The sequence below is a fragment of the Mammaliicoccus fleurettii genome, from assembly GCF_002018435.1.
GTDB lineage: Bacteria > Bacillota > Bacilli > Staphylococcales > Staphylococcaceae > Mammaliicoccus > Mammaliicoccus fleurettii.
The window spans coordinates 55455-81047 of record NZ_MWJM01000006.1 but is presented as its reverse complement, the minus strand read 5'-3'; the positions used below and the strand labels follow the sequence as shown (position 1 = coordinate 81047).

Sequence of the window (25593 nt, the reverse complement as noted above, 5' to 3'; positions counted from 1 at the left end):
ATGAATAATTTAAAAGAAAAGCTATTTAAACTTATCGAAAATAAAGAAAGTGAAATGATTGAAATTAGAAGACATTTGCACCAGCATCCAGAATTATCATTTGAAGAAGTGCAAACTGCTGACTATATTAAATCATTTTATAAAGATAAAGACGTTAAAGTGACTCAACCTTTAGATGATGAATATGCAATAATCGTTGAAATAAATGGCGGACGCGAAGGACAAACAATTGGATTAAGAGCAGATTTCGATGCTTTACCAATCGAAGAAGAAACAGATGTTCCATTTAAATCAGAAAATGAAGGCGTTATGCACGCTTGTGGACATGATGTACATACAGCATATTTAATGGGACTTGCAGATGCATTAATTGAAATTAAAGAAGAATTACCAGGCACAGTTAAAATAATTCACCAACACGCTGAGGAAAAACCTCCTGGTGGCGCTAAAGCAATAGTAGAATCAGGCGTACTAGATGATTTAGACGAAGTTTATGGTATTCATATTGTGCCAGTAGCTGGACCAGAATTTATTGGATATAATAAAGGACCATCTTTCTCAGGAAGTTCTACATTCAAATTGACTATCAATGGTTTAGGCGGTCATGCTGCCAGCCCACATAAAACACATGATGCTTTAATAGCAGGAACAAATTTTGTAAACGCTATTCAAACAATCGTATCAAGACGTATCGATCCTTTAGATATGGGTGTTGTTACAATCGGAGCATTTGAAGCACCTGGAGGCTATAACGTTATTCAAGATAGTGTCACAATTAAAGGTACAGCAAGATATTTAAATCCAGAACTAGAAGAAACAATGTATCAAGAAATTAAAAAAATTGCAGACAGCATAGCAGTAGGATTTGATATCGAATATGACCTAGATTATCAATATGGTTATCCAGTACTTTACAACCATATAGAACAAACAGAAAAAGTAGCTGAAATTTTATCAGAAAGCAAAGGAGATTACTTCCAACAATTAGTTGAAATCCCTCAAGTAACAGGATCAGAAGACTTTGCTTATTATTTACAAAAAATCCCTGGATCATTTTATATCGTAGGAAGCAAACCAGAAGGCGTAACCGAGCCATATATGAATCATCACCCTAAATTTGATGTGAATGAAGATTGCATGCTCGTAGCTGCCAAATCACTAGCTGAAATTACGTTAAATAGATTAGAAAATAAATAGCAGTAGATTTGTTACTGAGGTCAGGAATTAATTACACTTCTTCTGAGTTGTGTGAACAAAGCTAATGAACAACATAATAAAAACTATTAAAAACAGGCTGAGACTTTAAAAAGTCCCAGCCTGTTTCGTTATATTGTGAGTAGCTAATCGATTTGCAGTTCTTAGGTTGCGCTTAGTGGCAGAATTCTGAATTGTGTTCCTTAGAATGCTCTTACTGGCAGAATTCTGAATTGTGCTCCTTAGAATGTTCTTACTGGCAGAATTACGAATTATGCTCCTTAGACTGTTCTTACTGGCAGAATTACGAATTATGCTCCTTAGACTGTTCTTACTGGCAGAATTACGAATTATGCTCCTTAGGGTGCGCTTACTGGCAAAATTCTGAATTATGCTCCTTAGAATGTTCTTACTGGCAGAATTCTGAATTGTGCTCCTTAGATACTACCTCTTACGGACATTTCTCAGAATTTTGTCCTTTACAGCACCTCTTATGGACATTTCTCGGAATTTTGTCCCTAACAGCACCTCTTACGGACATTTCTCAGAATTATGTCCCTTACACTACCTCTTACGGACATTTCTCGGAATTTTGTCCCTAACAGCACCTCTTACGGACATTTCTCAGAATTATGTCCCTAACGACACCTCTTACGGACATTTCTCAGAATTATGTCCCTAACACTACCTCTTACGGACATTTCTCAGAATTTTGTCCCTTACACTACCTCTTACGGACATTTCTCAGAATTATGTCCCTTACACTACCTCTTACGGACATTTCTCAGAATTATGTCCCTAACGACACCTCTTACCGTAATTTTGTCCCTTACAGTACCTCTAACTCTATAAAAAAAACTATAATATATCTTCGCCACGTGAAGCGACGTATATATCAAACCATTCTTGGTCAGTTAGTTGTAACTTAGTTGCTTTAACCGCTTCATCTACTCTATCTATTTTGCTTGATCCTACAATAGGCATTACGTTTGATGGTAATTTTAATAACCAACTATATACTACTGTACTAACACTCACATTATATTTGGAAGCTAATGGTTGTATAACCTCTAATATGCGTCTAGATTTTTCGTCGTTAGCATCAAATATTTTACCACCTGCTAATGGGCTCCACGCCATCACTTTAACGTCATGTTGAAGCATTCTATTTAATGTACAATCTTCTATATTTTCTAGTTGATATGGCGATACTTCTACTTGATTGACTGAGATATGTGACATTTCTTTTTTCAGACTTTCATTTAACAACTCATATTGATTACATTTAAAATTAGAAACGCCAAATGCTTTAATTTTACCTTGATCTACTAGATGCATTACTGCTCTTGTCATTTCATCTGGGTCCATTAATGGTGATGGACGATGTATAAGTAATGTATCTATATAGTCTGTTTTTAGATTTAATAGAGATTGATCAACCGATTCAATAATATGTTCATAACTTTGATCATATCGATGTCCTGTGTTTTTAGGTTTATTTTCATTCGGCAAAATAATGCCACATTTAGTAACAATTTCAAGTTTCTCTCTTAAATTCGGTGTTAGGGCTAGTGCATCACCAAATAAAGATTCACACGTATAGTTACCATAAATATCTGCATGGTCCATCGTCGTGATACCTCTATCTACAATTTCATGTAAAAAATCATTCAACTGCTGATTACTATATCCCCATTCATTTAATCTCCAAAATCCATGTACAATTCTTGAATAACTAACATGTTTATTTATACGAATACGTTCCATCCCATCATCTCCTATGAAAAATTCAACATATCTAATTTATTACGTAAATGCGCTTTATCTAGCTCTTCTCCTATTATGACAATAGTTAAAGGCATATTCATTATTTCTGGTTCGTATTGAGGAACCCCAAATGCATATTGAAATAAATAGGTTTGTTCTGGTTCTTCATCAAATTTAAGAAATCCCTTTATTCTAAGTATAGAATCAGGTAACTGTCTCAAAAACTGAATTAATAATTGCATATCTATTGGTCCACTAAATGTATAGTTCATTGACTGAATACCGTGATGATGACTATGTTTACCTTCAATAGATAACACTTCATTCACAGGTATTTCAATTCCATCTATATTCGAGTAATTCGTAAAGTGAAGTTTAGGTGGATGCTTAAAAGATAGCAAAGATTGTTCTAGTTCTTCTCTTTCATTTGCTGATAACGCATCAGATTTATTTATAACGACAATATGCGAATACAACATTTGCTCTTCCATTAAATGTTTCGTTTGTTTAGTATATCGTGTTCGTTCTAAGTATCTTTTACCATCCATCACGCCGATAATTGAGGGCATTTCAACTTTATCAATTAAAGTTGGATTTTGACATGCATCTACCACCTCAACAGGATGCGCAATTCCAGTAGCTTCAATTAATACTAAATCAGGATTCTCTTTATGATATAAATTATGTAAGACTACTTCAATATCATCTTTTAATGAACAACATATACAGCCATTTAATAAGCTTTGAGTAGAAACATCATCACCTAACAATTTACTATCGACATCAAAAGAACCAAATTCATTCATAATAATTGCGACTTTTTGTCCAGAATCTTTCGCTTTTAAAATCAACCTTTGAAGTAAAGTTGTTTTACCACTTCCTAAAAATCCCGTCAAAATTGTAACAGCCATTTTGTTTTTATTTTCATTTCTTTGACTCATGTTCAAACCACCTTTCTGTAATTATATGATATAACCTAATAAACTACAAAGACTTCAAATTTATACGTTGTTCCACCTTATAATTAGTACATTTAATCCACATATTTTTAAACATATTTACAAACTAAATTTATTCATTATATAATGAATAGGAAGCTTATAAAAATATGAACCATTGTATTTGTAGTTTGGGGGAAAGATTATGGCGGATAATTTAAATATCCATAACCAATTGTGTTTTAATTTGTATAATGCACAGCGACAAGTCAATCGTTATTATTCAAACAAAATTTTCAAAGAGTACAACATTACTTATCCACAGTATTTAGTACTAACCGTTTTATGGGAAACCGAACCAGTCAATGTCAAAAAGCTAGTAACTGACTTAGCCTTAGATACAGGAACAGTATCCCCTCTATTAAAAAGAATGGAAAATTTAGACCTCATTAAACGTGAACGTTCTGAATTAGATCAAAGAGAAGTGTTTGTTCATTTAACAGAGAAAAGCAAACAAATGAAACAACATTTACACCAAGCATCTCAACTTATTCAAGATGTATCTGAATTAAATGATGAAGAAACAAAGCAACTCAATAGCTTATTACAAAAATTGATAAATAATGTAGATAAAATTAATCATGAGAAATAGAAAACCCAGGACATAATGTCTTGGGTTTTCTCATTTCACACTAACTGCTCATTATAATGGATTACATCATACAAATATCCTCGGTCTTCTATCAATGTTTCATAACCACCTTGCTCTAGAATCTCTCCTTCATTCATGACAATAATATGATCGAAGTTTTGTAAATATTTTAAGTTATGCGTAACAATGATAATTGTATCTTCTTTATTTAATAATACATTCATAATGTTCTCTTCATTCTGTTCATCTAATGATGCTGTTGGTTCATCAAGCATCCAGATTTGTGCACTTCTTAATAGTAATCTTGCCATTGATAACCGTTGTCTTTCTCCTCCAGAGATATTTTCTGCATTTTGTATTAAATGTTGGTCTAAATCTAAATAGCTTAAGTTTACTGTTGATAATGCTTGTTTCATTTCTTTATCTTCAGCTTCATTTAATAAATTCTCTCTCACTGTGCCTTCAAAATAATGATTATGTTGCAACATTGTATTGATTTCGTCTACATATTCTTCTTTATTTATTCGTGATAATAATGCTCCGTTATAAGATAATGTACCTTGATTCGCACTATATAATCCCATTAATAAATTGAGCAATGTTGTTTTACCTGAACCTGATGGACCAATGATTGCAACATGTTGTCCTTTTTGGATATTAAAGTCTATATTTTTTAAAGTTGGTCTTTCTTGAAAATCATATTTAAAAGTTAAATTTTCAGCATTGAATAAAGCTTTATTTACTACTGAACTTTCATCTGTTTCATCAAATGATTGATTAATGACTTCTTCGATACTTTGAAGACTTCTTTCTGTATCTGCTTTATAAAATGCAACGTTCGTCATAGGAATTGCTTGTTCAAATAATGTTATTGTAATCATTAATATACTTGCAAAGAATACAGCATTTAATACGCCATCTTGAATTTGCCATATGCATAAGATGGTCATACACCATATACTTACCATTGAAGATAAGTTCAACATAAAATCGTACGTACTTAAAAATTTCTGTTCTTTATATTTTTTCGCTTCATATTGATTTTGTTTATTTAATACTTTTTCTTTAAAAGGTAAAAATTGCTGAAATCTTTTTAATTCTGAACGACCATTTTCGAAATCAAAATATTCTGCTACATAGTCCTCTTCACTTTGTTGAACTTGCACCGCGAGAATATTTGCTCTTTTTGCTGATAAATATGGTATTAAAATAACTGAAATAAACATTGATATACCAATGATGATACCGGCATAAATGTTGAAATTAATCATAACTAAAATCGTGATTACAGTAGTTAAAATAATGACAATTGGTGGATAATACACTCTTAGTAATATATTTTGTAATCGCTCGACATTATTAACCATTTGAGTAAGCAAGTCACTTGAACGATATCTTCTAAACACGTTTGGAACGATTGGTATTAAATGATTAAATAATTCTACCCGTATATCTTTTAACATTGTAAAAGTAGATCTATGTGAATATAATCTTTCGAAATACCTAGTTATCGCTCTAACTAAACCAAATAATTTAATCGTTACGATTAAAATCATTAAAGCATATAGTGGTGTTCCAAGTGCACTTTTAGAAATCATATAACCACTTAACGCAAACATACCTAAGGCGGTCAACATACCAAAGACACCTATTATAATAGATAGATAGAAATCTTTATCAAATTTTATAGATAATCTTTTCATTGTATGACACCACCTTTTCTAGGCAAATCTATTTCATCAACCTCTCCATTAAGTACTTCGATATAGTGAGTGGCATATTTCAGAACTGCTTTTCTATGTGCTATTGTTATAACTGTTTTTTCATGTGCAAATTGATTAACTGAATCAACAATAAGCTGCTCTGTTTTTATATCTAGCCCTGTAGTAGGTTCATCAAAAATAACAACGTCTGGATTAAGCAATAGCAATCTTGCAAGTTCTATTCTTCTCATTTCTCCACCAGATAACAATTCGTATCCATCACCTATCATTGTATTGATACCTTTAGATAATTGAGACACTTTTTCCGTAAGACCCACTTCATCTAATACATTTAATACATGATGCTCATCATATTTTAGGAACATCGTGACATTTTCTTGTAAAGAAGCGCTAAAAATGTAAGGTCTTTGGGACAGATAACCAATTTTTAAAGGTTTCTTATAACTGATGTCACCTTTTTTGGGACTCAATTCATTTAATAACAATTTAATCAATGTCGATTTACCTGCACCACTCGGACCTATAATTGCAGTATGACTATTTTCTTTTATATTTAAGTTAATATTTTCAAAAGAAAAATCGTCACGCTTAGGGTAAGAAAAAGATACATTGTTAAATTGAATAATATCTTGATTGTCCATATTTGGATTAATTTGAATAGATGATTGTTTCGTTTGTTCTTCGTTATTCATTTCTTCTATCATTTCTATATAGCCTTCACTTTGTTTACCAGTGTGAAATGCCTGTCCTAAATCTTTAATAGCATTATAAAATTCAGGTGCTAATAATAATGTCGTAATTGCTACAACAAATGATACATCATGGAATACGATGAGTCTCAAACCTACCTCTAATGCAACAATACCTATACCTAGCATTGAAATAAATTCCAACATTAATCCAGATAAAAAAGCACTCTTTAAAATTTCCATCGTTAAATCTCTAAATGAAGTACTAGATTTGTGAATTTTTTCAGTCGTTTGATTTGTTCTATTAAATAGTTTTAATGAAACGAGTCCTTTCGTTAAATCTATGAACTCACTTGCAAAACGGTCTAAAGATTGCATTTGATCTTTCGCTTTATCACGTGTTCTTAAACCAAACACAATATAAAACAATGGAATGAACGGTGCAGTAATCATCATAATTACAGCGGCCGGCCAATGTATGAAAAATAAAGTGATAATAATAACAATTGGGATAATGGTTGATTTAAAGACTTGAGGCAAATAGGATTCATAAAATGGATGTATACCTTCAACTACTTCTGTTAATATTGTGACTTTTGATCGTTTTGTATCTTTATCCATCAATTTATTTCTTACATCTTTTTTAACTTTAAAAGAAAGTTTCTGACCGGATAATTGATTCAAATAGTTAAAGCATGCTCTTAATAACAGCACAACTAATAATATCGCTAGCCATAAGTAAAGCTGCTCATACTTTGATTTAACAACGAGCATTTGATTTATAATTTTTCCTAAATATATATTTTGAAATATGACAGTTAAACTAAGTAATAATGATGCTAAAAACATAAAAATTTGCAAGCGTTTATACTGCATACTGTACTTTGTTAATTCTTTCACAATCTCACCACCTTTTTCTATTATAACGTCTTTAATTAAAAAATAAACTAAAATGTATTATTAATTATTCACATATTATTATGTAATATTTGGTACAATAATGATACAGTGATTGTCTACTAATAACCACAGACTTTCAGAAAATTTGAGGAGCTAAAATATGATTATAACCGAATTAATAAAAGCAATAATTTTAGGTATTGTAGAAGGCTTAACGGAGTTTGCACCAGTTTCATCTACAGGTCATCAAATATTAGTAGATGATATGTGGTTAAAGTCTACATCATTTCTCGGAAGTGAATCTGCATTTACATTTAAAGTTGTCATTCAATTAGGCTCTATTCTTGCAGCAGCATGGATATTTAGAAGTCGATATATAGAAATGTTACATATTAAAAAGAATGAACAGAAGAAACATCGTTTAAAGTTATCACACATTATTGTTGGTTTAGTACCAGCTGGAATACTTGGTTTATTATTTGATGATTTTATAGAGGAGCATTTATTTAGCGTTCCAACCGTTTTAATTGGTTTATTGCTAGGTGCTATCTATATGATTGGAGCAGATATTTATTCTAAGCGCGTTCCAAATCCACATAAAGTAGACGATATGAACTATCCAAAAGCGTTTGTTATTGGTTTATCACAAGCGATTGCTTTATGGCCAGGATTTAGCCGTTCAGGTTCTACAATTTCAACAGGTGTATTTTTAAAATTAGATCATAAAGCAGCTTCTGACTTTACATTTATTATGGCAGTTCCAATTATGTTTGCTGCCAGTGCAAAAGCACTTTTAGGTAATATACAATTTATCACTTTAGACCAAATACCATTTTATGTTGTTGGCTTTATAGCATCATTTATATTTGGTCTTATATCTATCAAATTATTCTTAAAACTTATCAATCGTGTCAAATTAATACCCTTTGCTATTTATCGAATTATCTTAGTTATCATTATAGCTATTGCTTATTTCGGTTTCGGTATTGGCCAAAACATTGGTTAATACTTAGAAACTACAGTTTGAAGTCGTTGTTAAAGGGTATTTAAATAAGATATATAATTAGAAATTAATACGGAGGAATGACTCATGAATGATAAAGTAAAATTAATCGTCAATACACTACCATTAGTACTAGTACCATTAATTAAAGAACGTAAAAAAATCAAAGAACACCCAGATGTGAAAAACGTAACTGAAACAACAGTTGACCTTTCTCATAAAGTTAAAGATAAAACGATTGAAACAAAAGATAAAGTTGCGGAAAAATCACAACCTGTTAAATCTTATGTTGTCCAAAAGAAACGTTTACACGACTATAACAAACAAATGAAACAACCATTTAAAGAAGAAAAGAAAGAGGAAAAAGAATTGCAAAAACAAATTGACCACCTAGATAAAAAACTACAAAAAAATATTGATGAACGACATAAAGAAGAAGAAAAAGCGCGTAAAGAAAACAAAAAAGACCGTATTAAAGAACTAGAATATTATCAAAAGCTTGAAAAGAAACAAGCGAAAAAAGGCGAAAAGCTTGAAAAAGAAAACAAAAAAGATGTATCTAAGCTAGATAAGAAGCTACAAGATAATATCGAAGCACGTGAAGAAGAAGAGCAAAAGTTAGAAGCTGAAAACAAAGAACAACGCATTAAAGAAATCAAAAAGTATCAAGAAAAAGAAAACAAACAGAAATCTTCTGAAAGCACTCAACCAAAATCATTAGCTGATGTCAGCTCAAAACAAGCTAAGCCGAATATTCAAGAATTAGTTAACGAACGAGTTAGAAATGAGAAAAAAGAAAAATCAAGCCACAAACTATTTAATCAACATAAAATATCAATGGAACAACATATCGATCAGTTTCCATATGACGAACATACAGTTGAACATAAAAAATCTAAAAAAAATTTACGTCGCAATAAATGATTAATCGAATCATTATAGATGGGGATGCATGTCCAGTTACGGATGATGTCATACGTATAACTCAAGATACAGACATCTCCGTTCTGATAATAAGAAGTGTTAACCATTTCTCTTTAAAAGAATACCCTGAAAATGTCACAACCACTTATGTAGATCATGGTGTAGACAGTGCTGACTTTAGGATTGTTAAACTAACAAAATCAAGCGACATCGTTGTCACACAAGATTATGGACTTGCGAGCCTTATATTAAATAAAGCCCAACACGTTATTCATCATAAAGGTTATGAATACACAACAAACAATATAGAACAGTTGTTAACACAAAGACATGTTTCAGCACAAGTACGACAACAAGGTGGTAGAACAAAAGGACCAAAAAAACTTACCCAAGAAGATCATTTAGTTTTTTCGGAATTTCTAACTAACCTCATAAAATAAGACAATGTCAGTTTGTGACATTGTCTTATTTTATAGATGAAGCTTTTCCCGACTAACGGGCAAGACTTTGTGAACTAGCTCATTACAACTTAATATATTATGTACTTTATCTTTCTATGAGCTGGCTCTTAGCTTTCTCTAAATTAATATTATCAGTATTTTTCATTTGTTCTAGTTCTATACGCATTTTGTCTGTTTCTAATAAATAATTTTCATGTTTTATTTTTTCTAGTTCTAATTCATCCTTAACTCGTTGTGATTTAATTTTTTCGATTTTAACTGCTTTCGATTGATGATTTTTGACAAGTCCGGCTGTAGTTGAAATGAGCACGATAAGTACTACCATTAGAAATACGTCCACTTGATAGACCCCCTTTAAAATAAATGGAATTCTCTATTTAAAATCATTATACTACATATGTGAAAGGAGTAATATATATGAAAAGAATTGCTGTATTTTGTGGAGCTAGTAAAGGTAACGACCCTATCTTCACAGAACAAGCTTATGCGTTAGGTAAATACTTAGCAGAAAATAAATATGAATTAATTTATGGAGCTGGTTCGACTGGAATGATGGGTGCTGTAGCAAATGGTGTATTAGACCATGATGGGATTGCAATTGGTATAATGCCTAGATTTTTAGGAGAACGTGAAATAGCACATGAAAACTTAACTGAATATCATGTTGTGGAAACGATGCATGAAAGAAAACAAATGATGTCTGATATGGCTGATGCATTTGTCATGTTACCGGGTGGAGCGGGTTCATTAGAAGAATTTTTCGAAATATATACTTGGTCGCAAATAGGTTTACATCATAAACCTATTGCCGCATTGAACATTAAACAATTTTTCAATCCTTTATCCTCAATGATTGAACACTTGGTTTCTACTGGATTTGTTAGTAAAGACTATAAAAATTTAGCTATTATTAAAGATGATATTCAAAGCATGTTTGATTCAATGAAAGTTGCTCAACCTGTTAAACTTCGTGATTATCAAAAGTAGCATGAAATGATTTTTCATCATAAACTTCAATAGCATTTAATTTAAAGAGGGCTGTCGTTACACCGACACCTTCTTTTTTAATTCCTTTAAATGTTCCATCGTAAACGACAGTTGATCCACACGATGGACTATCACTTTTTAATATTACTGTTTGGGCATCTAAGTCCTTTATTATGGAAAGTGCTCTTTTGGCGCCTTCTTTAAACTGATGCGTAACATCTTGGCCAGTTACTGTCATAACCTTAGCTTGATTATTCCAGACATCATAGCCATCTCCTCCAGTAATCTCTGCAGGCTCTCTCGGCACTTGAAGTCCGCCTAGTATTTCCGGACAAATACTTATCGCCTTTTTTTCATCTATTAAATTCTTATAAAATATATCTAATTTATGATTGCCGTCGTATCTTACTTGTTCACCTACTAAGCATGCACTAATAACGATCATATAATCTTCTCCTTATAACACTTTATGATATAAAACGTGAGCCGCTAATCGTTCATCATGTACTACTTTAGGATGTAAGAAATCTCTAATATGCTCCATTTCTAACTTTTCCATCACTCTTCTAGAAGGTTTATTAATTTCAGATGTAAAGCTATAAACTTCATCAATACCTTGTTCTTTTGCGTAGGTTAAGACAGCTTCTGCCGCTTCAGTTGCCAAACCATTTCCCCAAACATCTTTATCAATTCGCCATCCAATTTCATAAAAAGGCAACTCAGGAAAACTCAATTCACTACCCTCTGGTATATAGTTAAGCCCTACCATACCTATGAAAGACTTTGTTTCTTTTAATTCCACAGCAAATAAACCAATCTCATGTTGGTCAATAATCGCTTTCATTTGATCAACAACATTTTTAGTTGCATCATAACTTAGTATATCTGGAAAGTATCTTCTCACTTCGGGATTTGCATTCATGCTTTGAAATTTAGCTACATCCTCGTCTTTCCAATTTCTTAGTATTAAACGTTTTGTTTCAATGTAATAACTCATTTTCTTCACCCAACCTTTATCAAATTAAAAAAAGGATGTACTATTATTTTAGCACATCCTTCTAAAAATTATGACCTTACTGAACTTCTAATGTGAAATCTCTTACCAGTTGGGCCTTCTATACTAAACATTCCACCTTTACCATCTACAACATCTAACTCTAAGTTAGTATGTTTCCAATATTCGTATTGCTTCTTGTTCATATAGAAAGGTACACCTTCAATTTCACCTAACTTCACATCTACATCTCCAATAATCAATGTTCCTTCAACGAATAACATTGGAGAGCTACCATCACAGCATCCACCTGATTGATGAAAAATAAGATTTTCACCATGTGTCTTTTTTAAATCTCTAATGAGTGATTTGGCTTTTTCTGTAGCAGTGACTTGTTCAGTCATTTAGAACAGTCCTGCTGGCTTCTCGTCATAACTAACGAGTAAGTTTTTAGTTTGTTGATAATGATCTAACATCATTTTATGGTTTTCACGGCCAATACCACTCATTTTGTATCCTCCAAATGCCGCATGTGCTGGATAAGTATGGTAGTTATTTACCCATACACGACCTGCTTGGATACCTCTACCAAAACGATAAGCTTTATTTTGGTTTCTTGTCCAAATACCTGCACCTAATCCATATAAAGTATCATTTGCCATTTCTAATGCTTCGTCGTCATCTTTGAAAGTAGCTAATGATAAGACTGGTCCAAATATTTCTTCTTGGAAAATCCTCATATCTTGAGTACCTTTAAATATTGTTGGTTCAATATAGAATCCATTTTCTAAATCTCCAGATTCTTCACGAACGTTACCACCAACTAATACTTCTGCACCTTCTTGTTTACCAATATCTAAATAACTTTTAATTTTTTCAGATTGTTCTTGAGAAGTTTGTGCACCAAGCATTGTTTCAGTATCAAGTGGATTACCTGTTTTAATTTGTTTTACACGTGCTATACATTTTTCGATAAATTTTTCGTAAATATCTTCATGAACTAATGCTCTAGAAGGACATGTACATACTTCACCTTGGTTTAATGCGAACATGACTAAACCTTCAACAGCTTTATCTAAGAAGTCATCATCTTCATCCATAATGTCTTTGAAAAAGATATTTGGTGACTTACCACCCAATTCTAGCGTTACAGGAATTAAGTTTTGACTTGCATTTTGCATGATAATACGACCTGTAGTTGTTTCGCCAGTAAATGCTACCTTATTAATATCTTCATGAGTTGCTAAAGCTTGACCAGCTTCTGCACCAAAGCCATTTACTACGTTTATTAACCCTTCAGGTAATATATCTTGAATTAATTCCATTAAATGAAGAATAGATACAGGCGTTTGTTCAGCTGGTTTAAGAACAACAGCATTACCCGTTACGATTGCTGGCGCCAATTTCCATGTTGCCATTAATAATGGGAAGTTCCACGGAATAATTTGACCAACTACTCCGATTGGTTCTTTAAAATGATAAGCTACAGTATCATTATCAATTTGTGAAATTGATCCTTCTTCTGCTCTCACTACACCAGCGAAATATCTAAAATGATCTACAACTAATGGTAAATCTGCTGCTAGACATTCTCTAATCGGTTTACCATTATCAAATGTTTCAATTACAGCTAGTTCTTCTAAATTTTCTTCTATACGATCTGCTATATCTAAGAGTAATTGCGAATGTTCAGCAGGTGACTTTTTAGCCCACTCAACTTGTGCTTTATGTGCTGCCTTTACCGCTTCATCTACATCTTCTTTAGTTGAACGCGGCATTTTAGCATAAACTTCACCAGTTACCGGAGATCCATTATCAAAATACTCACCGTTTTTTGGATCAACCCATTTACCACCAATAAAGTTTTGATACTTATCTTTTACTTTGTATTTTGCATTTGTTGCAGTTGGATATTCAAAAGCCATATTAAAACGCCTCCCTTAAATTGATTACATATTAATTTTAATTGACGCAAGCGCTTTCATCAACTAAAAAGCATTTTATAATATTAATACAAAATTATATAAATAGTTACAAATATCACTGTACACATTTCAGATAATTATTTGAAATATGATATTGGGAGATGAGATTTGATAAATTCAGACGTGCTATTTATCATGTTGGGCTCGTCTTGATAAGTTCAAGGGCTCTATTTATCATGTTGGGCCAGTCTTGATAAGTTCAAGGGCTCTATTTATCATGTTGTGCCAGTCTTGATAAGTTCAAGGGCTCTATTTATCATGTTGGGCCAGTCTTGATAAGTTCAAGGGCTCTATTTATCATGTTGGGCCAGTCTTGATAAGTTCAAGGGCTCTATTTATCATGTTGGGCCAGTCTTGATAAGTTCAAGGGCTCTATTTATCATGTTGGGCCAGTCTTGATAAGTTCAAGGGCTCTATGTTGCTAGTCTGACCTGTCTTGCAATATTCAGTCGCTCTATTTATCATGTTTGCCTTGTCTTGCAATATTCAGCCACTCTATGTTGCTAGTCGACACTGTCTTGCAATATTCAGACGCTCTATGTTGCTAGTCGCACCTGTCTTGCAACATTCAGCCCCACTATTTAGCTTGTTGACCTCGACTAGCAACATTCGGTCACTTTAATCTCCCTCATATTCATTACATTTCCACTTATTCCACTTTCAAACATAAAAAGACACCTATAAAGTTGGATTTAAATTCAACTTTATAGGTGTCTTTCATTCTACTTGCATTGTTGTCTTAGCTATAACGTTTCCACCTGATAAGACTTCAACGTCTACTTCATTATCAGCTTCATTGGCGATTTTAGTTTTGAAATACCAATCTGTTACACCGTTATTAATTTTAGGATTTACTGAATCAGATACGCCTGGTGCTTGTCCATTAAACATCCCAACTTCTTGTCCATCTTTATTCTTAATAGATAATTGAAATTTTTGATTAACTAATTTTGATTCGTCTACATGTACTGTTATTTCGAATTTCTCTTGTTTTTGAACAGATGTTGGCATATCGAATTCACTTTGATTTCCTTGATCCCCTTGATTATTACTATCACTACTTGTTGATGAATCTTTACTGTCACTATTTGATTTGTTACTTTGTTTTTCATCAGTAGCGCCATAACTGCCTGATGCATATGTGGAAGCATCAAACCATTTATAACCTTGCTTTGGTGTTCCCCAAGGTTCTTTCTCAGCTTCACTACTATTTTCAGGTTCTTCAAAATTTAATAATGGTGTCTTGTCATCTAGTTGTATATCCATTGAAGAAAAATCTTTATTATCTTCTTTGTTATTTAACCATTCAACAATTTGCATTATCATTTTTTGATTATCTTCTTCTTTAAAGCCATCATATGTTTTCTTAGTTTCACCGTTGTCTTCACGTTTGTACTTTGGTGATTTGTCTTCTACCATGGAAGAATCCCCAATAAATGCACCTTTACCTTCTCCAGCTTTACTAATTGCTATATACGCACCTTCATCTTTTCCGCCGCCATTATAAATACCTTGGTCGACTGCGTGATTCCATGCATCATCTTTCGATAAATTTGGAACAAATGCTATACCTTTTGCTTTATTAGGATCCGTAATTGCAATGGTAGATCCCGCATGCATCGATACCGCATTAACACCTTTTGTAATTCCAAAGCTATCTTTTTCATCAGCTAAATCATCTACTTTTATATTTCCTAAAGCATTATATCTGAATCTTAAACCAAATACTTCATTTAAAAAGTCTCTACTTTCAACGCCATTCATTTTTTCAGAAGCACTTTCTTCAGAAGTCATACCTTTTGTAGGATTATCAAAAGCCCCTCTTCTATAGCCATTCATTACTTCAGATGAGTCATATCGATTAAAGTTTCGATCAGCATTATAATGATCACTAACCATCAAAATGCTTCCACCAGACTTCACATATTGCTCAATAGCATCTTGTTCACTTGCTTTAAGAGGATTATTTGCTTCAGGTATTACAACTAAGTCATAATTTTTCATTTTGTTATATTCTAATAATTGATTAAATCCTAAGTCTGACACTTCATAGTTCTCTTTCGTCAATGCTTCTGCAAAATCAGAAAACCCACCATTAATAACCCAATCTGCACTGCCTGCAGTTTGACCGTGAGCACTATCAAAAAGTACTTTACCCTTTATATCATCACTGTTTGGTGATAGAACTATTTTTCCATCTTTTCCTTTGTCTTCACTAACATTATTTGAACAACCAACTATTACAAATGCCATTAATCCTATTAAACTAATCATGATGATTTTTGATTTCATTATAATCTCCTTATGTATAAAACAAACCCCTAACAACTCATTATGTTAGAGGTTTGTTCATATTCTATGCTCTTCTAATATAAGTCAACAATTTAACTGTTACAGGGTCTGTATCATAGTCTTTAAATCCTCTAGGAACTTCAATCGTTGCATCAATTATATCATTAACATCATTAAATCGATATGTTACTTGATTAACGTTAGATTTGCGATCGAAAACAACTGCTTCTGATGGCCAACTTCTCACTTCACCTGTTGTTACTTTCAAAGTACGACCAGTTATATTCTCGATTTCTTTGCCTAATTCTAATAATGTTATTTTCTTTCCTTCTATGAGAACAAATTCTTTTTCATGCACGATAACATCCCTCTTTTCAAATAATCATTTATAGTTTATTCCCTAATACAATTCAAACTAAACCAAACCTATATATTCAATTTAAAAGATTTAACTTTGTCAGACGCATCATCATATGTAGATGTCTTACTCACACCGCCATGAATATTGAATGTTGCACTATTATCTTTAATTGCTTGATACACTTTTTCAGAAATAGGAATAGACTTTAAACTTTTAGTCTTTTCACCTGGTTGATATTCATCAGTGTTTTCTTTAGATTTCTTCATATATTTCTCGTTATGAGAATCTGGTATAAATGAAGCATAGTCAGAACGTTGTGTTTGTTCTCCATGTTGGATAGATGCTGTGTTGTCATAGAATAACTTATCATTTGTTGTATTTTCAGTTACGACTTCATACATGACAACATAACCATCTTTAGCTCCATTGAAGAGCAACACCTGACCTTCTGGCATATTATTCACTTGGAAAATCTGTAAATGGTCAATGCTTACCTTCATACCACTATCTTCAAATTGAAAATGTTTACCATCAATGTCATCTACTACTTCAACTTCACCATTTGTTGAAGTACGAATTGTATTAGGAAAAGGCTTTTTTGCTGATTGCTCTTTTTCTGTACTTGATGTTTCCTTTTTATCTTTAGAATCTTCTTTACTGCTCTTTGACTCTTCTGTATCAGATTGATTTGCTTTAACTTCATCTTTGAGTTTTTCCAACTCATCTTCTTTGTCTTTAATACTATCTTTTAATTTTTCATTCTCTTTTTCTAAAGACTTTTTATTTTTTTGATAATCTTTAGATGATTGTTCTAAAGACTTAATTTCTTGTTCTAAATTCTTCTGTTCATCATCATTGCCACATGCAGCTAAAATAATTGATGAGCTCACCATCAGTAAAAGTGCTTTCTTCATAGGTGTCGCCTCCTATATATAGTCTTAAATATTTTACCACACTACATGTAAGCTATCTATTGAAAACAAATTAGATACTATTGCCTAGTACTATCATTTCATCGTAATTAACGGATTCTCTTAATTTTATAGCCATTGCACGCCCAATTTTACCTTCTTCAGTTAACTCATTAATCATTTCTCTTTGAATTCTTAAAGCGTATATTTCCATTTCTGTATAGACAGCTGAATGGTTACCTTTAAAATGATTAGGTGTTAATCTTTCAACTTTATTTAAATAAGAATCACAAACGATGCTAATTTCAAACTCATTATCATCATTCATTTCTTCAGTTAATCTTTTTACAACTTGGAAATGAACTTCTCTAGTTATAAATCTCATCTCTTTTAAGTTTGCTTCAATTGAAAGTGAACTTGTTGCATTGACAAATGTTTTAATTTTTCTACGTCGAACAAATAACTTCACCATTAGTTTAACTTTCGTATACAGTGATGCATTCTTAAAGGTAGTTGAACGTTCAGTAATTTGTCTATAGTTATCAAATGTATTTTGTGAAATTTTATCATCTTTAATCAATTTATCTAACGTTCTAAATTCTGTATCAATAGCGATTCTTTGCATACGCTCTAATTCTTTAATATCTTCATCTTTTTCATCGTTCTCTCTTAAGAATGATAATTGCATATGATAACTACGTGTAATTTTCCCGTAAATATAACTTGTTTCTTTACTGTAAAATTCTTGTAAGTTCTCTAATGCACTTTCTATAAGTAAGACTTTAGCTTCATTAAACGTTAGTAAGCTTTGTTCTTTCGGTTTAGTTTTAGGCGTTACAAGTGGAAGTACTAATTGTGCTAATACTAAACTGATCAAAATAACACCTGTCGCTATAAATAGTAAATTATCTCTATAAATAAAGTCTGTGTGTTCGGATAATTTAAATGGTAGCATTAAAGCGATTGCCAATGAAATTGTACCGTGCACCCCACATATCGTCATAATAAATGCATATTTAAAACGATTCGGCTTATCTATTTGAGATTGTGGTTCTATATCTTTCCCACTATTTAACATTCTAGAAAATCTACTTTCAGGTAAGTAGAAATACGGGTATGAAATAAGCACCCAAATGAATCTAAATGTATAAACTAATGCTGCTACAAACAGTGTCATGCCAATAACATGCATTACTTCGTGTTTTGGTTCTTCTAAAATGTTAAATAATACTTCTGGTATTAAGAAACCTAATAAAATAAATACAAATCCATTTAATAAGTAACTTAATAAATCCCAAGTATGATTATAAGTAACTTGTTCCTTCGTAGTTGCTTGTGCGATTCTATCCTTTTCAACACCATGAATTAAACCAGCGACAACAGCTGCAATAATGCCTGATGAATGGAATGTTTCTGCAACGATATATACTAAAAATGGTGTTATAACCTGTATAAACGTCAACATATTCCCATTATTAATACCATTTCTAGTTAAGTAAACGCGCAACTGCACTACACCATAACCAAGTATAAGACCAACAATTGCGCCTCCGACTGCCGTGATAAGAAATTGTCCAACTGCTCCTGATAATGAGAATGATCCACCTACTAAAGCTGCTAAAGCAATCTTAAATGATAAGATACCTGCTGCATCATTTAATAAAGATTCACCCTCTAATATTGTCATAGAACCTTTTGGTAACATCTTACCTTTTGCAATAGCTTGAACTGCCACCGCATCAGTTGGAGAAACAATTGCACCAATAGCAAAACACGCTGCTAATGGTAGTTCTGGCCAGATTAAATGTAATAAGAATCCGACCCCTAGAACTGTTGTAAATACGAGTACAAGTGCCATTGACATAACGGGTTTTAAATACCGAGCTAAATGGACACGCGAAACTGAAATACCTTCTAAAAATAGTAATGGCGCGATAATGCCCACCATAAACACTTCTGATTCAAAGTTTAATTCAACTGGAATTGGAGATAGAAATATAACAAAACCAATAATAATTTGAACAAAACTTAATGGTATTTTAGAAATGTAATGATGAATAATTGAACTTAGGATAATTCCCATAATGAACCATAAGAAACCTTCGAATATGGCCATAGAATTCCTCTCTTCTATTTAAAATAACTTTTTACGCATAATAATTTTTTCAACTTCATAGTCCATTGATTCATTAATATGAATCATATTTTCATTGTGGGCAAGGACAGTTGAAACTATGGAATATGCACCCATTTGTTGAGCCCACTTTTCTACTTCTCGCTTTAAAGTTTTAGCGATTCCTTTTTTTCGATGATTTTCAGTAACAAGAAGGTTATAAATTTTAACTTCTTTATCCTTATAATCAAATTTAGCCCATATGAAGCCAACACATTCTTCTTCAATAAAAGCACCAATCAAGATACTTTTTTCGTATTCAAGAGAGCCTTTGATTGCTTCATATTCTAGAGACACTGCCAATTTCATACTATATCTCTCATCTTTAAAAGCCTTTGCAGCCATTTGGCTAATCTTATAAATATTTGCATCATCTTGAATGTATTTTATGATAAACATTGTTCTACCTACCTAATTGTTCTCTATCAATAATTTAATTGCTAAAATAAATATAACGATAAACATAATGATTTTTAATTTCTTTTCAGGCAACGAAACAGTCAAACGACCACCTATAAGTCCACCAATACCTGATCCAAGTGCCAAACTGATTGCAAATGGCCAATTAACATACCCTTGAAAAATAAATACAAATGTCGATAGCGATAAGTAAATCGTTATGACTAAAGTTTTCATACACTGAACTTCAGCATAATTTAATTTCGGCATAATTAAATTTAAAGCTATAATGAATAAAAATCCTACAGCAGCTTGAACAATGCCACCATATATACCTAATGCTAGAAATACAATAATGAGAAGAACAATTCTAAAGATGGATAATTTTTCAGTTTGCTTGTTTGCACCTTTCCATCTAGTTGGAATGATCATAATAATTAAAACGAGAAGCATAATAATACCTAACATGCGGTTGAAAATTGCGTCTGGGAGATTAATTGCGTAATGTACGCCAATAAAAGAGCCAATAATAGCGGGTATACTCAAGATAAGACTTAACTTAACGTTGCGCATTCCTTTTATGTAAAATACATATAAACCTAGTATATTCTGAACTAAAATTGCAACTCTGTTCGAAGCGTTCGCAACTGTAGTAGGTAATCCAAAAAATATAAGTAATGGTAAAACAATTAACGATCCACCTGCTGAAACTATATTAATCGTTCCAGCAAAAATACCTACTAAAAATACAATAAATAAAGTCAACATCTCCAAGCATTCACCACCTGTCATATTTAATAATATCGGAAATTTAATCATCTGTAAAAAGTATAAACCTCAAATTAGTAATGTTTTATAATAAAATACTTGGTAAAATGAAATTATTGAACAAAGAAAGGAACACGCTGATGAAAAAATCAACACGCGACCTTATAATTGAAAACAATGTAAAACGACTAAGATTAAATAGTCACGATAGAGAAGTATATGAAAACTATATAACATATGTCCGTGCTAACTTAAGTATTAACGAACATGATTCAGAAAAAATGTTACTTAACATACTTAATCATTTATTAAGTGCAGAAAAAGACGGCATGCATGCAATGGAATTCTTTGATCATGACCCAAAACAACATGCAGATAATATGATTAAAAACATGCCTAACCGTACTTTTCAAAATATCTTTAAATTTATAGGCTTACACATATTAATGTTATTAGGCGTATTTTCATTTATACGAGGATTTACAGGATTCTTCACTCAAATAGAATACACTTACCTATATACATTTCTTATAACGTTTGTAACAGGATTTACGATGATATTCATTTTTATATGGATGATATTCAAAGTAGTACAAATAAGGATATATAGCGAATCAAATTGGACCACAACAATAACGAATATTTTAATATCAGGCACATTCGTACTAACAATATTAGCATTCTACTTACCAGGATTTTACTTGCAACTAGGACCAAAAATTTATACATCCAATTGGGCATACATCATTATCGCACTCATACTCACACCACTAGGACTTTATATAGACCATCATAGAAAAATCGACCAACCCGATACAAGGTAGAGAGGAAAATAGGAAAAATACGGACCGATAATTTATTTTATCGGTCCGTATTTCGCATTTCTGGACCGTTATTTTATTTTATCGGTCCGTATTTCGTGTTTTCGGGTCGCTAAATTTTTTTATCGGTCCGTATTTCGCGTTTTCGGGTCGATAAATTTTTTTATCGGCCTGAAAACTTTATATCACTAATATACCTATAAACAAAATAGTAAAAATCAATAAAGTTTCTACATTTATAAATACTGTATTAGGTCTTATTCCTTTATTTTGTTTAGTATAATAGTTAATTAAAATATTGAAGTAATAAATTATCAATAATCCCCATATTAATGTTATAACTCCTAAAATATAATAATGATTTTGAATCATTAACATTCCCAAACTCAACAACCAAATTGATTTCACTATATGACTCATAACTTCAATAGGGTCTGATACAATTTTGAATATTTTATCTACTATTTCATTTCTTACAAGTTGTGTAGCTAATAAAATATCACATATCACTTGTAAGAACATAGATACACTCATCATAAATATAAATAACAAACCAAGTACTAAAGTATACACATTCAATTGTCCATTTAAATTTTCAAAATATATAATGGATACTTGACTAAAACATATAAAAATCAAGGTAAACATTAAGTGAATAAGCATGAATTTCTCATTTTTAATGAGATATTTAGAATATAAAAATAATACTAAATAGATTATTAATCCTGATAACACCATCCACAATACTATTCCACATCCTTAAAAGTTCTCATTTACGATTGCGTATAAATAATGGTCTTTCCATTCTCCTTTGACTCTAACGTTTAATCTGTTTAGACCTTCTCTTATCATACCTGCTTTTTCTAATACTTTTACTGACCCTACATTTGTTGGTTGTGCGCCTGCTTCTACTCTATGAAATCCTAGCTCATTAAATGCTATTTTGATTACTTTTTTTGCAGCGATTGTCGTAATTCCTTGCCCACTATATGCTTCGTCTAATGCATATCCCATCATGCAACTTTGGATATTATGTCTAACCACTGCGAATAAGTCGATCGTACCTATTATTTTATTTTCTTCTTTTTGTATGATTACGTAATGGTAACCATCGTCATTTTTCATATCTTGTAAGTATTTTTCTATATTTTTTCTATAATTATATAGTTGATAATCTGAGTCTTTTCTATCTGCTGCTGAATATGTTTCAAATAGTTCTCTATTTCTAATATCTATTTCTAAAAGTTCATTTGCATCTTCTATTTTAACTGGTCGAATTTCAATCATGATGTACCTCCAACTTATATTTATAATATTAGTATACACATCAAATGAAAAAATTTATAAAAAAAGGAGGTCCTACATTACTATTTTCGCACAAACGTAATGCTGACCTCGTTTTTTTATGTTTGATATAAGTATTTCCCAACTCTTGCTTCCATTTTTCCGAAAACCCATTCGAAAAACAGCGCCATAATCCAATATATTACACTTGCGATGATATACACTTCGACAAATCTATAACCGTCATTAGCTATAATTTGGCTAATCGCTAATATTTCTGTTACTTGAACAACAAATGCAATTGCCGTTCCCTTTATTAAAGCTATAAATTGATTCCCTAAATTCGGTATCGCATATCCTAGTGCTTGTGGAATTACAATTCTCATCAAGATATGTTGTCTTCTTAGACCAACTGTTATAGCCGCTTCTATTTGCGAATCGTCTACACTTTTCAATCCACTTCGCATAACTTCTGTTAAGTATGCTGCTGAATGTAATGTGAATACAAAGAGAACGATTGTTAATGAACTGACGCCATCAGGGTCTAAACTCAATTGCCAAACTTTATTCAACCATTCTATTAGTACAGGCGTACCATAGTAAAATGCAAACAACTGAACAATGAGAGGTGTTGATCTAAAGAATGACACAAATACAACTATAACTTGATTGATAACAGGTATCTTTCTTTTTCGAATTAACGCAAATATAGTACCTATTACTAAACCAAACACCATACTTATAACTGCAATTAATAATGTTGTTGGAACACCTTTTAATATATCTCCAACATGTTCATACATAAAAGGAAAATCTATAGACAATTTATTCACCTCATTTGTTCAGTTTGATATGGTATATTATATTTTTTCTCTAAAAGCATGACGATAAATTCTACTAATATACAAATAACCCAGTAAATAATACATATCGCCACATATACAGGAAACATTCCTAAACCGTAATTATTCCCTATAATTAAGTTAACTTGCCCCATCATGTCAATAAGTCCGATAGTAAATGCAAGTGAAGTATCCTTAATCAGTTCTATTACTTGATTACCGATGTTTGGTAAACTATTTCTAAATCCTTGAGGAATAATAATTCTCGTCAATATTGTTCTATCACGTAAACCAACTGTTTTTCCTGCTTCAATCTGTCCTTTATCAACTGAATTATACCCAGCTCTCATCACTTCAGATAAGTATGAACCTGTATGCAGAGTGAAGGTTAATATGACAAAAAATAGACGACTAAAATGATTAATATCAATGTAAATCCATTGCAAGACAATCGGCAATGCAAAATAAACTAAAAATAATTGCAAAATAAGCGGTGTACTTCTCACGAAAGAAACATACAGTTTCACAACTTGAGTTAATATCGGTATTTCTTTTATTCTTATAACTGCTAAAATCAGCCCTAAAATTAAAGCAAATAGAAGAGAAATAATAATGATGAATAGCGTAATTGGTAATTTATCTAAAATTTGCATAAACAAATCTGGCCAAGTTGTCGTTCCCATTTTTCTCCTCCTTATAATCTATCTTTAATGTCATTTAATGAATCTCTGTCTTCAAATACATTAAATCCAAACCATTTTTTAGATAATTTCACAAGCGTACCATCTTCTTTTAATTCTTTAGTCGCTTTATCAATATCTTTTTGTAATTGCGTATTTTTATTGTTATATAAGATATGAATAGATTCTTTTGAAACAACGCCACCTACTTTAACATCAGCATTTAATTCTTTTTGAATCGCTTGATATGTTGTTAAATTTAAGAACATTGCATCTCGACGTTTTGATTCAATCATTTTAAAATTTTCACCATTAGATACTTTTTGAATTTCATCAATATCTATCTGTTGTTTATGAGACTTGTTATACCCAGAAAGAATAGAATAAAGCCCACCACTTGGAGCCATAGGTGTAAGTCTCTTATTATGTAAATCATCCAATGTCTCAATATCATTTGTATCATTATGTACAATTAGAGTCGTTAAAGAATATACGTAAGGTTCTTTTTGATATAAAAATTTTTCTTCACGTTCTGGCGTTTTGAAGAACCAATTGATCCCCATATCAAATTTACCTACACCAATTCCGACGACGTTTGATTCCTCTTCACCAAATTCATATTGAAAATCATACTGTGGCAACTTCTTTTCAAGAGCTTTCATATAATCCATATCATAGCCAACTGGATTGTTATCACTGTCTGTATATAAAAACGGCGGATTTACTTCAGCTGATAATGCTACTTTTATAACTTTTTTATCATTATTTTCTTTAGAAATTTGACCACAACCAGATAATGAAATGATTAATGCACTTACAATTAGAAATTTGATATACTTCATTT

General features: G+C 31.8%; 26 protein-coding genes and 1 pseudogene. 7 read left to right on the top strand and 20 right to left on the bottom strand.

Features of this window, described 5'->3' with window-relative positions:
• A complete protein-coding gene (locus tag B2G86_RS06580; protein ID WP_078357333.1) occupies positions 1-1197 on the top strand; it encodes a M20 metallopeptidase family protein in 1197 nt (398 codons plus the stop codon).
• A gap of 855 nt (positions 1198-2052) precedes the next feature.
• Here the strand turns inward: B2G86_RS06580 and B2G86_RS06575 are convergent.
• Entirely contained in the window at positions 2053-2961 is a 909-nt protein-coding gene (locus tag B2G86_RS06575) for an aldo/keto reductase (protein ID WP_078357332.1), read from the bottom strand.
• An 11-nt stretch (positions 2962-2972) separates the two neighbouring features.
• Positions 2973-3902: a CobW family GTP-binding protein gene (locus tag B2G86_RS06570; RefSeq protein WP_078357331.1), complete on the bottom strand. Its 930-nt coding sequence runs from the start codon at positions 3900-3902 to the stop codon at positions 2973-2975.
• A gap of 202 nt (positions 3903-4104) precedes the next feature.
• Between B2G86_RS06570 and B2G86_RS06565 the strand changes: the two genes are divergently transcribed.
• Positions 4105-4551: a MarR family winged helix-turn-helix transcriptional regulator gene (locus B2G86_RS06565; protein ID WP_078357330.1), complete on the top strand. Its 447-nt coding sequence runs from the start codon at positions 4105-4107 to the stop codon at positions 4549-4551.
• A 35-nt stretch (positions 4552-4586) separates the two neighbouring features.
• On the opposite strand, the gene cydC is transcribed toward B2G86_RS06565, so the two are convergent.
• Together cydC and B2G86_RS06555 are read right to left on the bottom strand one after the other, a co-directional pair.
• The gene (cydC, locus tag B2G86_RS06560) at positions 4587-6254 is read right to left on the bottom strand and encodes a thiol reductant ABC exporter subunit CydC (RefSeq protein WP_078357329.1); all 1668 of its coding nucleotides are present in this window, start codon (positions 6252-6254) and stop codon (positions 4587-4589) included.
• Complete coding sequence (locus B2G86_RS06555; protein ID WP_078357328.1) at positions 6251-7864, bottom strand: ABC transporter ATP-binding protein/permease; 1614 nt, start codon at positions 7862-7864, stop codon at positions 6251-6253. Before B2G86_RS06555 ends, cydC begins: the two co-directional genes overlap by 4 nt.
• A 160-nt stretch (positions 7865-8024) precedes the next feature.
• Here B2G86_RS06555 and B2G86_RS06550 point away from each other — a divergent pair, with 160 nt between their 5' ends.
• The 3 genes and pseudogenes from B2G86_RS06550 to B2G86_RS06540 all read left to right on the top strand — a co-directional run bounded on the left by B2G86_RS06550 (position 8025) and on the right by B2G86_RS06540 (position 10231).
• The gene (locus tag B2G86_RS06550) at positions 8025-8870 is read left to right on the top strand and encodes an undecaprenyl-diphosphate phosphatase (protein ID WP_078357327.1); all 846 of its coding nucleotides are present in this window, start codon (positions 8025-8027) and stop codon (positions 8868-8870) included.
• Between the two features lie 84 nt (positions 8871-8954).
• Positions 8955-9536: pseudogene (locus tag B2G86_RS06545) on the top strand (hypothetical protein); the annotation flags it as partial.
• Positions 9537-9790: 254 nt separating this feature from the next.
• Positions 9791-10231: a YaiI/YqxD family protein gene (locus B2G86_RS06540; protein ID WP_078357421.1), complete on the top strand. Its 441-nt coding sequence runs from the start codon at positions 9791-9793 to the stop codon at positions 10229-10231.
• A 106-nt stretch (positions 10232-10337) separates the two neighbouring features.
• On the opposite strand, the gene B2G86_RS06535 is transcribed toward B2G86_RS06540, so the two are convergent.
• Entirely contained in the window at positions 10338-10592 is a 255-nt protein-coding gene (locus B2G86_RS06535; RefSeq protein ID WP_078357326.1) for a hypothetical protein, read from the bottom strand.
• A gap of 77 nt (positions 10593-10669) precedes the next feature.
• Here B2G86_RS06535 and B2G86_RS06530 point away from each other — a divergent pair, with 77 nt between their 5' ends.
• On the top strand, positions 10670-11239 hold the full coding sequence (locus tag B2G86_RS06530) for an LOG family protein (protein WP_078357325.1): 570 nt from the start codon (positions 10670-10672) through the stop codon (positions 11237-11239).
• Here the strand turns inward: B2G86_RS06530 and B2G86_RS06525 are convergent.
• From B2G86_RS06525 to B2G86_RS06480, 10 genes are all read right to left on the bottom strand, one after another.
• Positions 11214-11684: a 2-thiouracil desulfurase family protein gene (locus B2G86_RS06525; protein ID WP_078357324.1), complete on the bottom strand. Its 471-nt coding sequence runs from the start codon at positions 11682-11684 to the stop codon at positions 11214-11216. The genes B2G86_RS06530 and B2G86_RS06525 overlap by 26 nt on opposite strands.
• A 12-nt stretch (positions 11685-11696) precedes the next feature.
• Positions 11697-12236: a GNAT family N-acetyltransferase gene (locus tag B2G86_RS06520; protein ID WP_078357323.1), complete on the bottom strand. Its 540-nt coding sequence runs from the start codon at positions 12234-12236 to the stop codon at positions 11697-11699.
• Between the two features lie 68 nt (positions 12237-12304).
• A complete protein-coding gene (locus B2G86_RS06515; protein ID WP_078357322.1) occupies positions 12305-12637 on the bottom strand; it encodes a DUF779 domain-containing protein in 333 nt (110 codons plus the stop codon).
• Positions 12638-14158 carry an acetaldehyde dehydrogenase ExaC gene (gene exaC, locus B2G86_RS06510; RefSeq protein WP_078357321.1) on the bottom strand — a complete coding sequence of 507 codons (1521 nt, stop codon included), beginning with the start codon at positions 14156-14158 and terminating at the stop codon, positions 12638-12640.
• A gap of 777 nt (positions 14159-14935) precedes the next feature.
• The gene (locus tag B2G86_RS06505; RefSeq protein ID WP_078357320.1) at positions 14936-16510 is read right to left on the bottom strand and encodes a Gldg family protein; all 1575 of its coding nucleotides are present in this window, start codon (positions 16508-16510) and stop codon (positions 14936-14938) included.
• Positions 16511-16574: 64 nt separating this feature from the next.
• Entirely contained in the window at positions 16575-16868 is a 294-nt protein-coding gene (locus tag B2G86_RS06500) for a hypothetical protein (RefSeq protein ID WP_078357319.1), read from the bottom strand.
• A 68-nt stretch (positions 16869-16936) separates the two neighbouring features.
• On the bottom strand, positions 16937-17785 hold the full coding sequence (locus tag B2G86_RS06495) for an SA0632 family lipoprotein (RefSeq protein WP_078357318.1): 849 nt from the start codon (positions 17783-17785) through the stop codon (positions 16937-16939).
• Positions 17786-17855: 70 nt separating this feature from the next.
• Positions 17856-19898 (bottom strand): cation:proton antiporter, encoded by a 2043-nt coding sequence (locus tag B2G86_RS06490; RefSeq protein WP_078357317.1) that lies wholly within the window; start codon positions 19896-19898, stop codon positions 17856-17858.
• Positions 19899-19916: 18 nt separating this feature from the next.
• On the bottom strand, positions 19917-20354 hold the full coding sequence (locus B2G86_RS06485) for a GNAT family N-acetyltransferase (RefSeq protein WP_078357316.1): 438 nt from the start codon (positions 20352-20354) through the stop codon (positions 19917-19919).
• Between the two features lie 12 nt (positions 20355-20366).
• Positions 20367-21122 (bottom strand): sulfite exporter TauE/SafE family protein, encoded by a 756-nt coding sequence (locus tag B2G86_RS06480; RefSeq protein WP_088368997.1) that lies wholly within the window; start codon positions 21120-21122, stop codon positions 20367-20369.
• Positions 21123-21262: 140 nt separating this feature from the next.
• Here B2G86_RS06480 and B2G86_RS06475 point away from each other — a divergent pair, with 140 nt between their 5' ends.
• Positions 21263-21946: a DUF1129 family protein gene (locus tag B2G86_RS06475; protein ID WP_078357314.1), complete on the top strand. Its 684-nt coding sequence runs from the start codon at positions 21263-21265 to the stop codon at positions 21944-21946.
• 177 nt (positions 21947-22123) lie between these two features.
• Here the strand turns inward: B2G86_RS06475 and B2G86_RS06470 are convergent, their stop codons facing one another.
• The 5 genes from B2G86_RS06470 to B2G86_RS06450 all read right to left on the bottom strand — a co-directional run bounded on the left by B2G86_RS06470 (position 22124) and on the right by B2G86_RS06450 (position 25591).
• Entirely contained in the window at positions 22124-22516 is a 393-nt protein-coding gene (locus B2G86_RS06470; RefSeq protein WP_142242926.1) for a hypothetical protein, read from the bottom strand.
• 186 nt (positions 22517-22702) lie between these two features.
• Entirely contained in the window at positions 22703-23230 is a 528-nt protein-coding gene (locus B2G86_RS06465) for a GNAT family N-acetyltransferase (RefSeq protein WP_078357312.1), read from the bottom strand.
• 116 nt (positions 23231-23346) lie between these two features.
• Positions 23347-24051 carry an amino acid ABC transporter permease gene (locus B2G86_RS06460; RefSeq protein WP_411815217.1) on the bottom strand — a complete coding sequence of 235 codons (705 nt, stop codon included), beginning with the start codon at positions 24049-24051 and terminating at the stop codon, positions 23347-23349.
• Between the two features lie 5 nt (positions 24052-24056).
• A complete protein-coding gene (locus B2G86_RS06455; RefSeq protein ID WP_078357311.1) occupies positions 24057-24752 on the bottom strand; it encodes an amino acid ABC transporter permease in 696 nt (231 codons plus the stop codon).
• 11 nt (positions 24753-24763) lie between these two features.
• Positions 24764-25591, bottom strand: coding sequence for a transporter substrate-binding domain-containing protein (locus B2G86_RS06450; protein ID WP_078357310.1), 828 nt, complete (start codon positions 25589-25591; stop codon positions 24764-24766).
• Positions 25592-25593 lie beyond the last annotated feature (2 nt).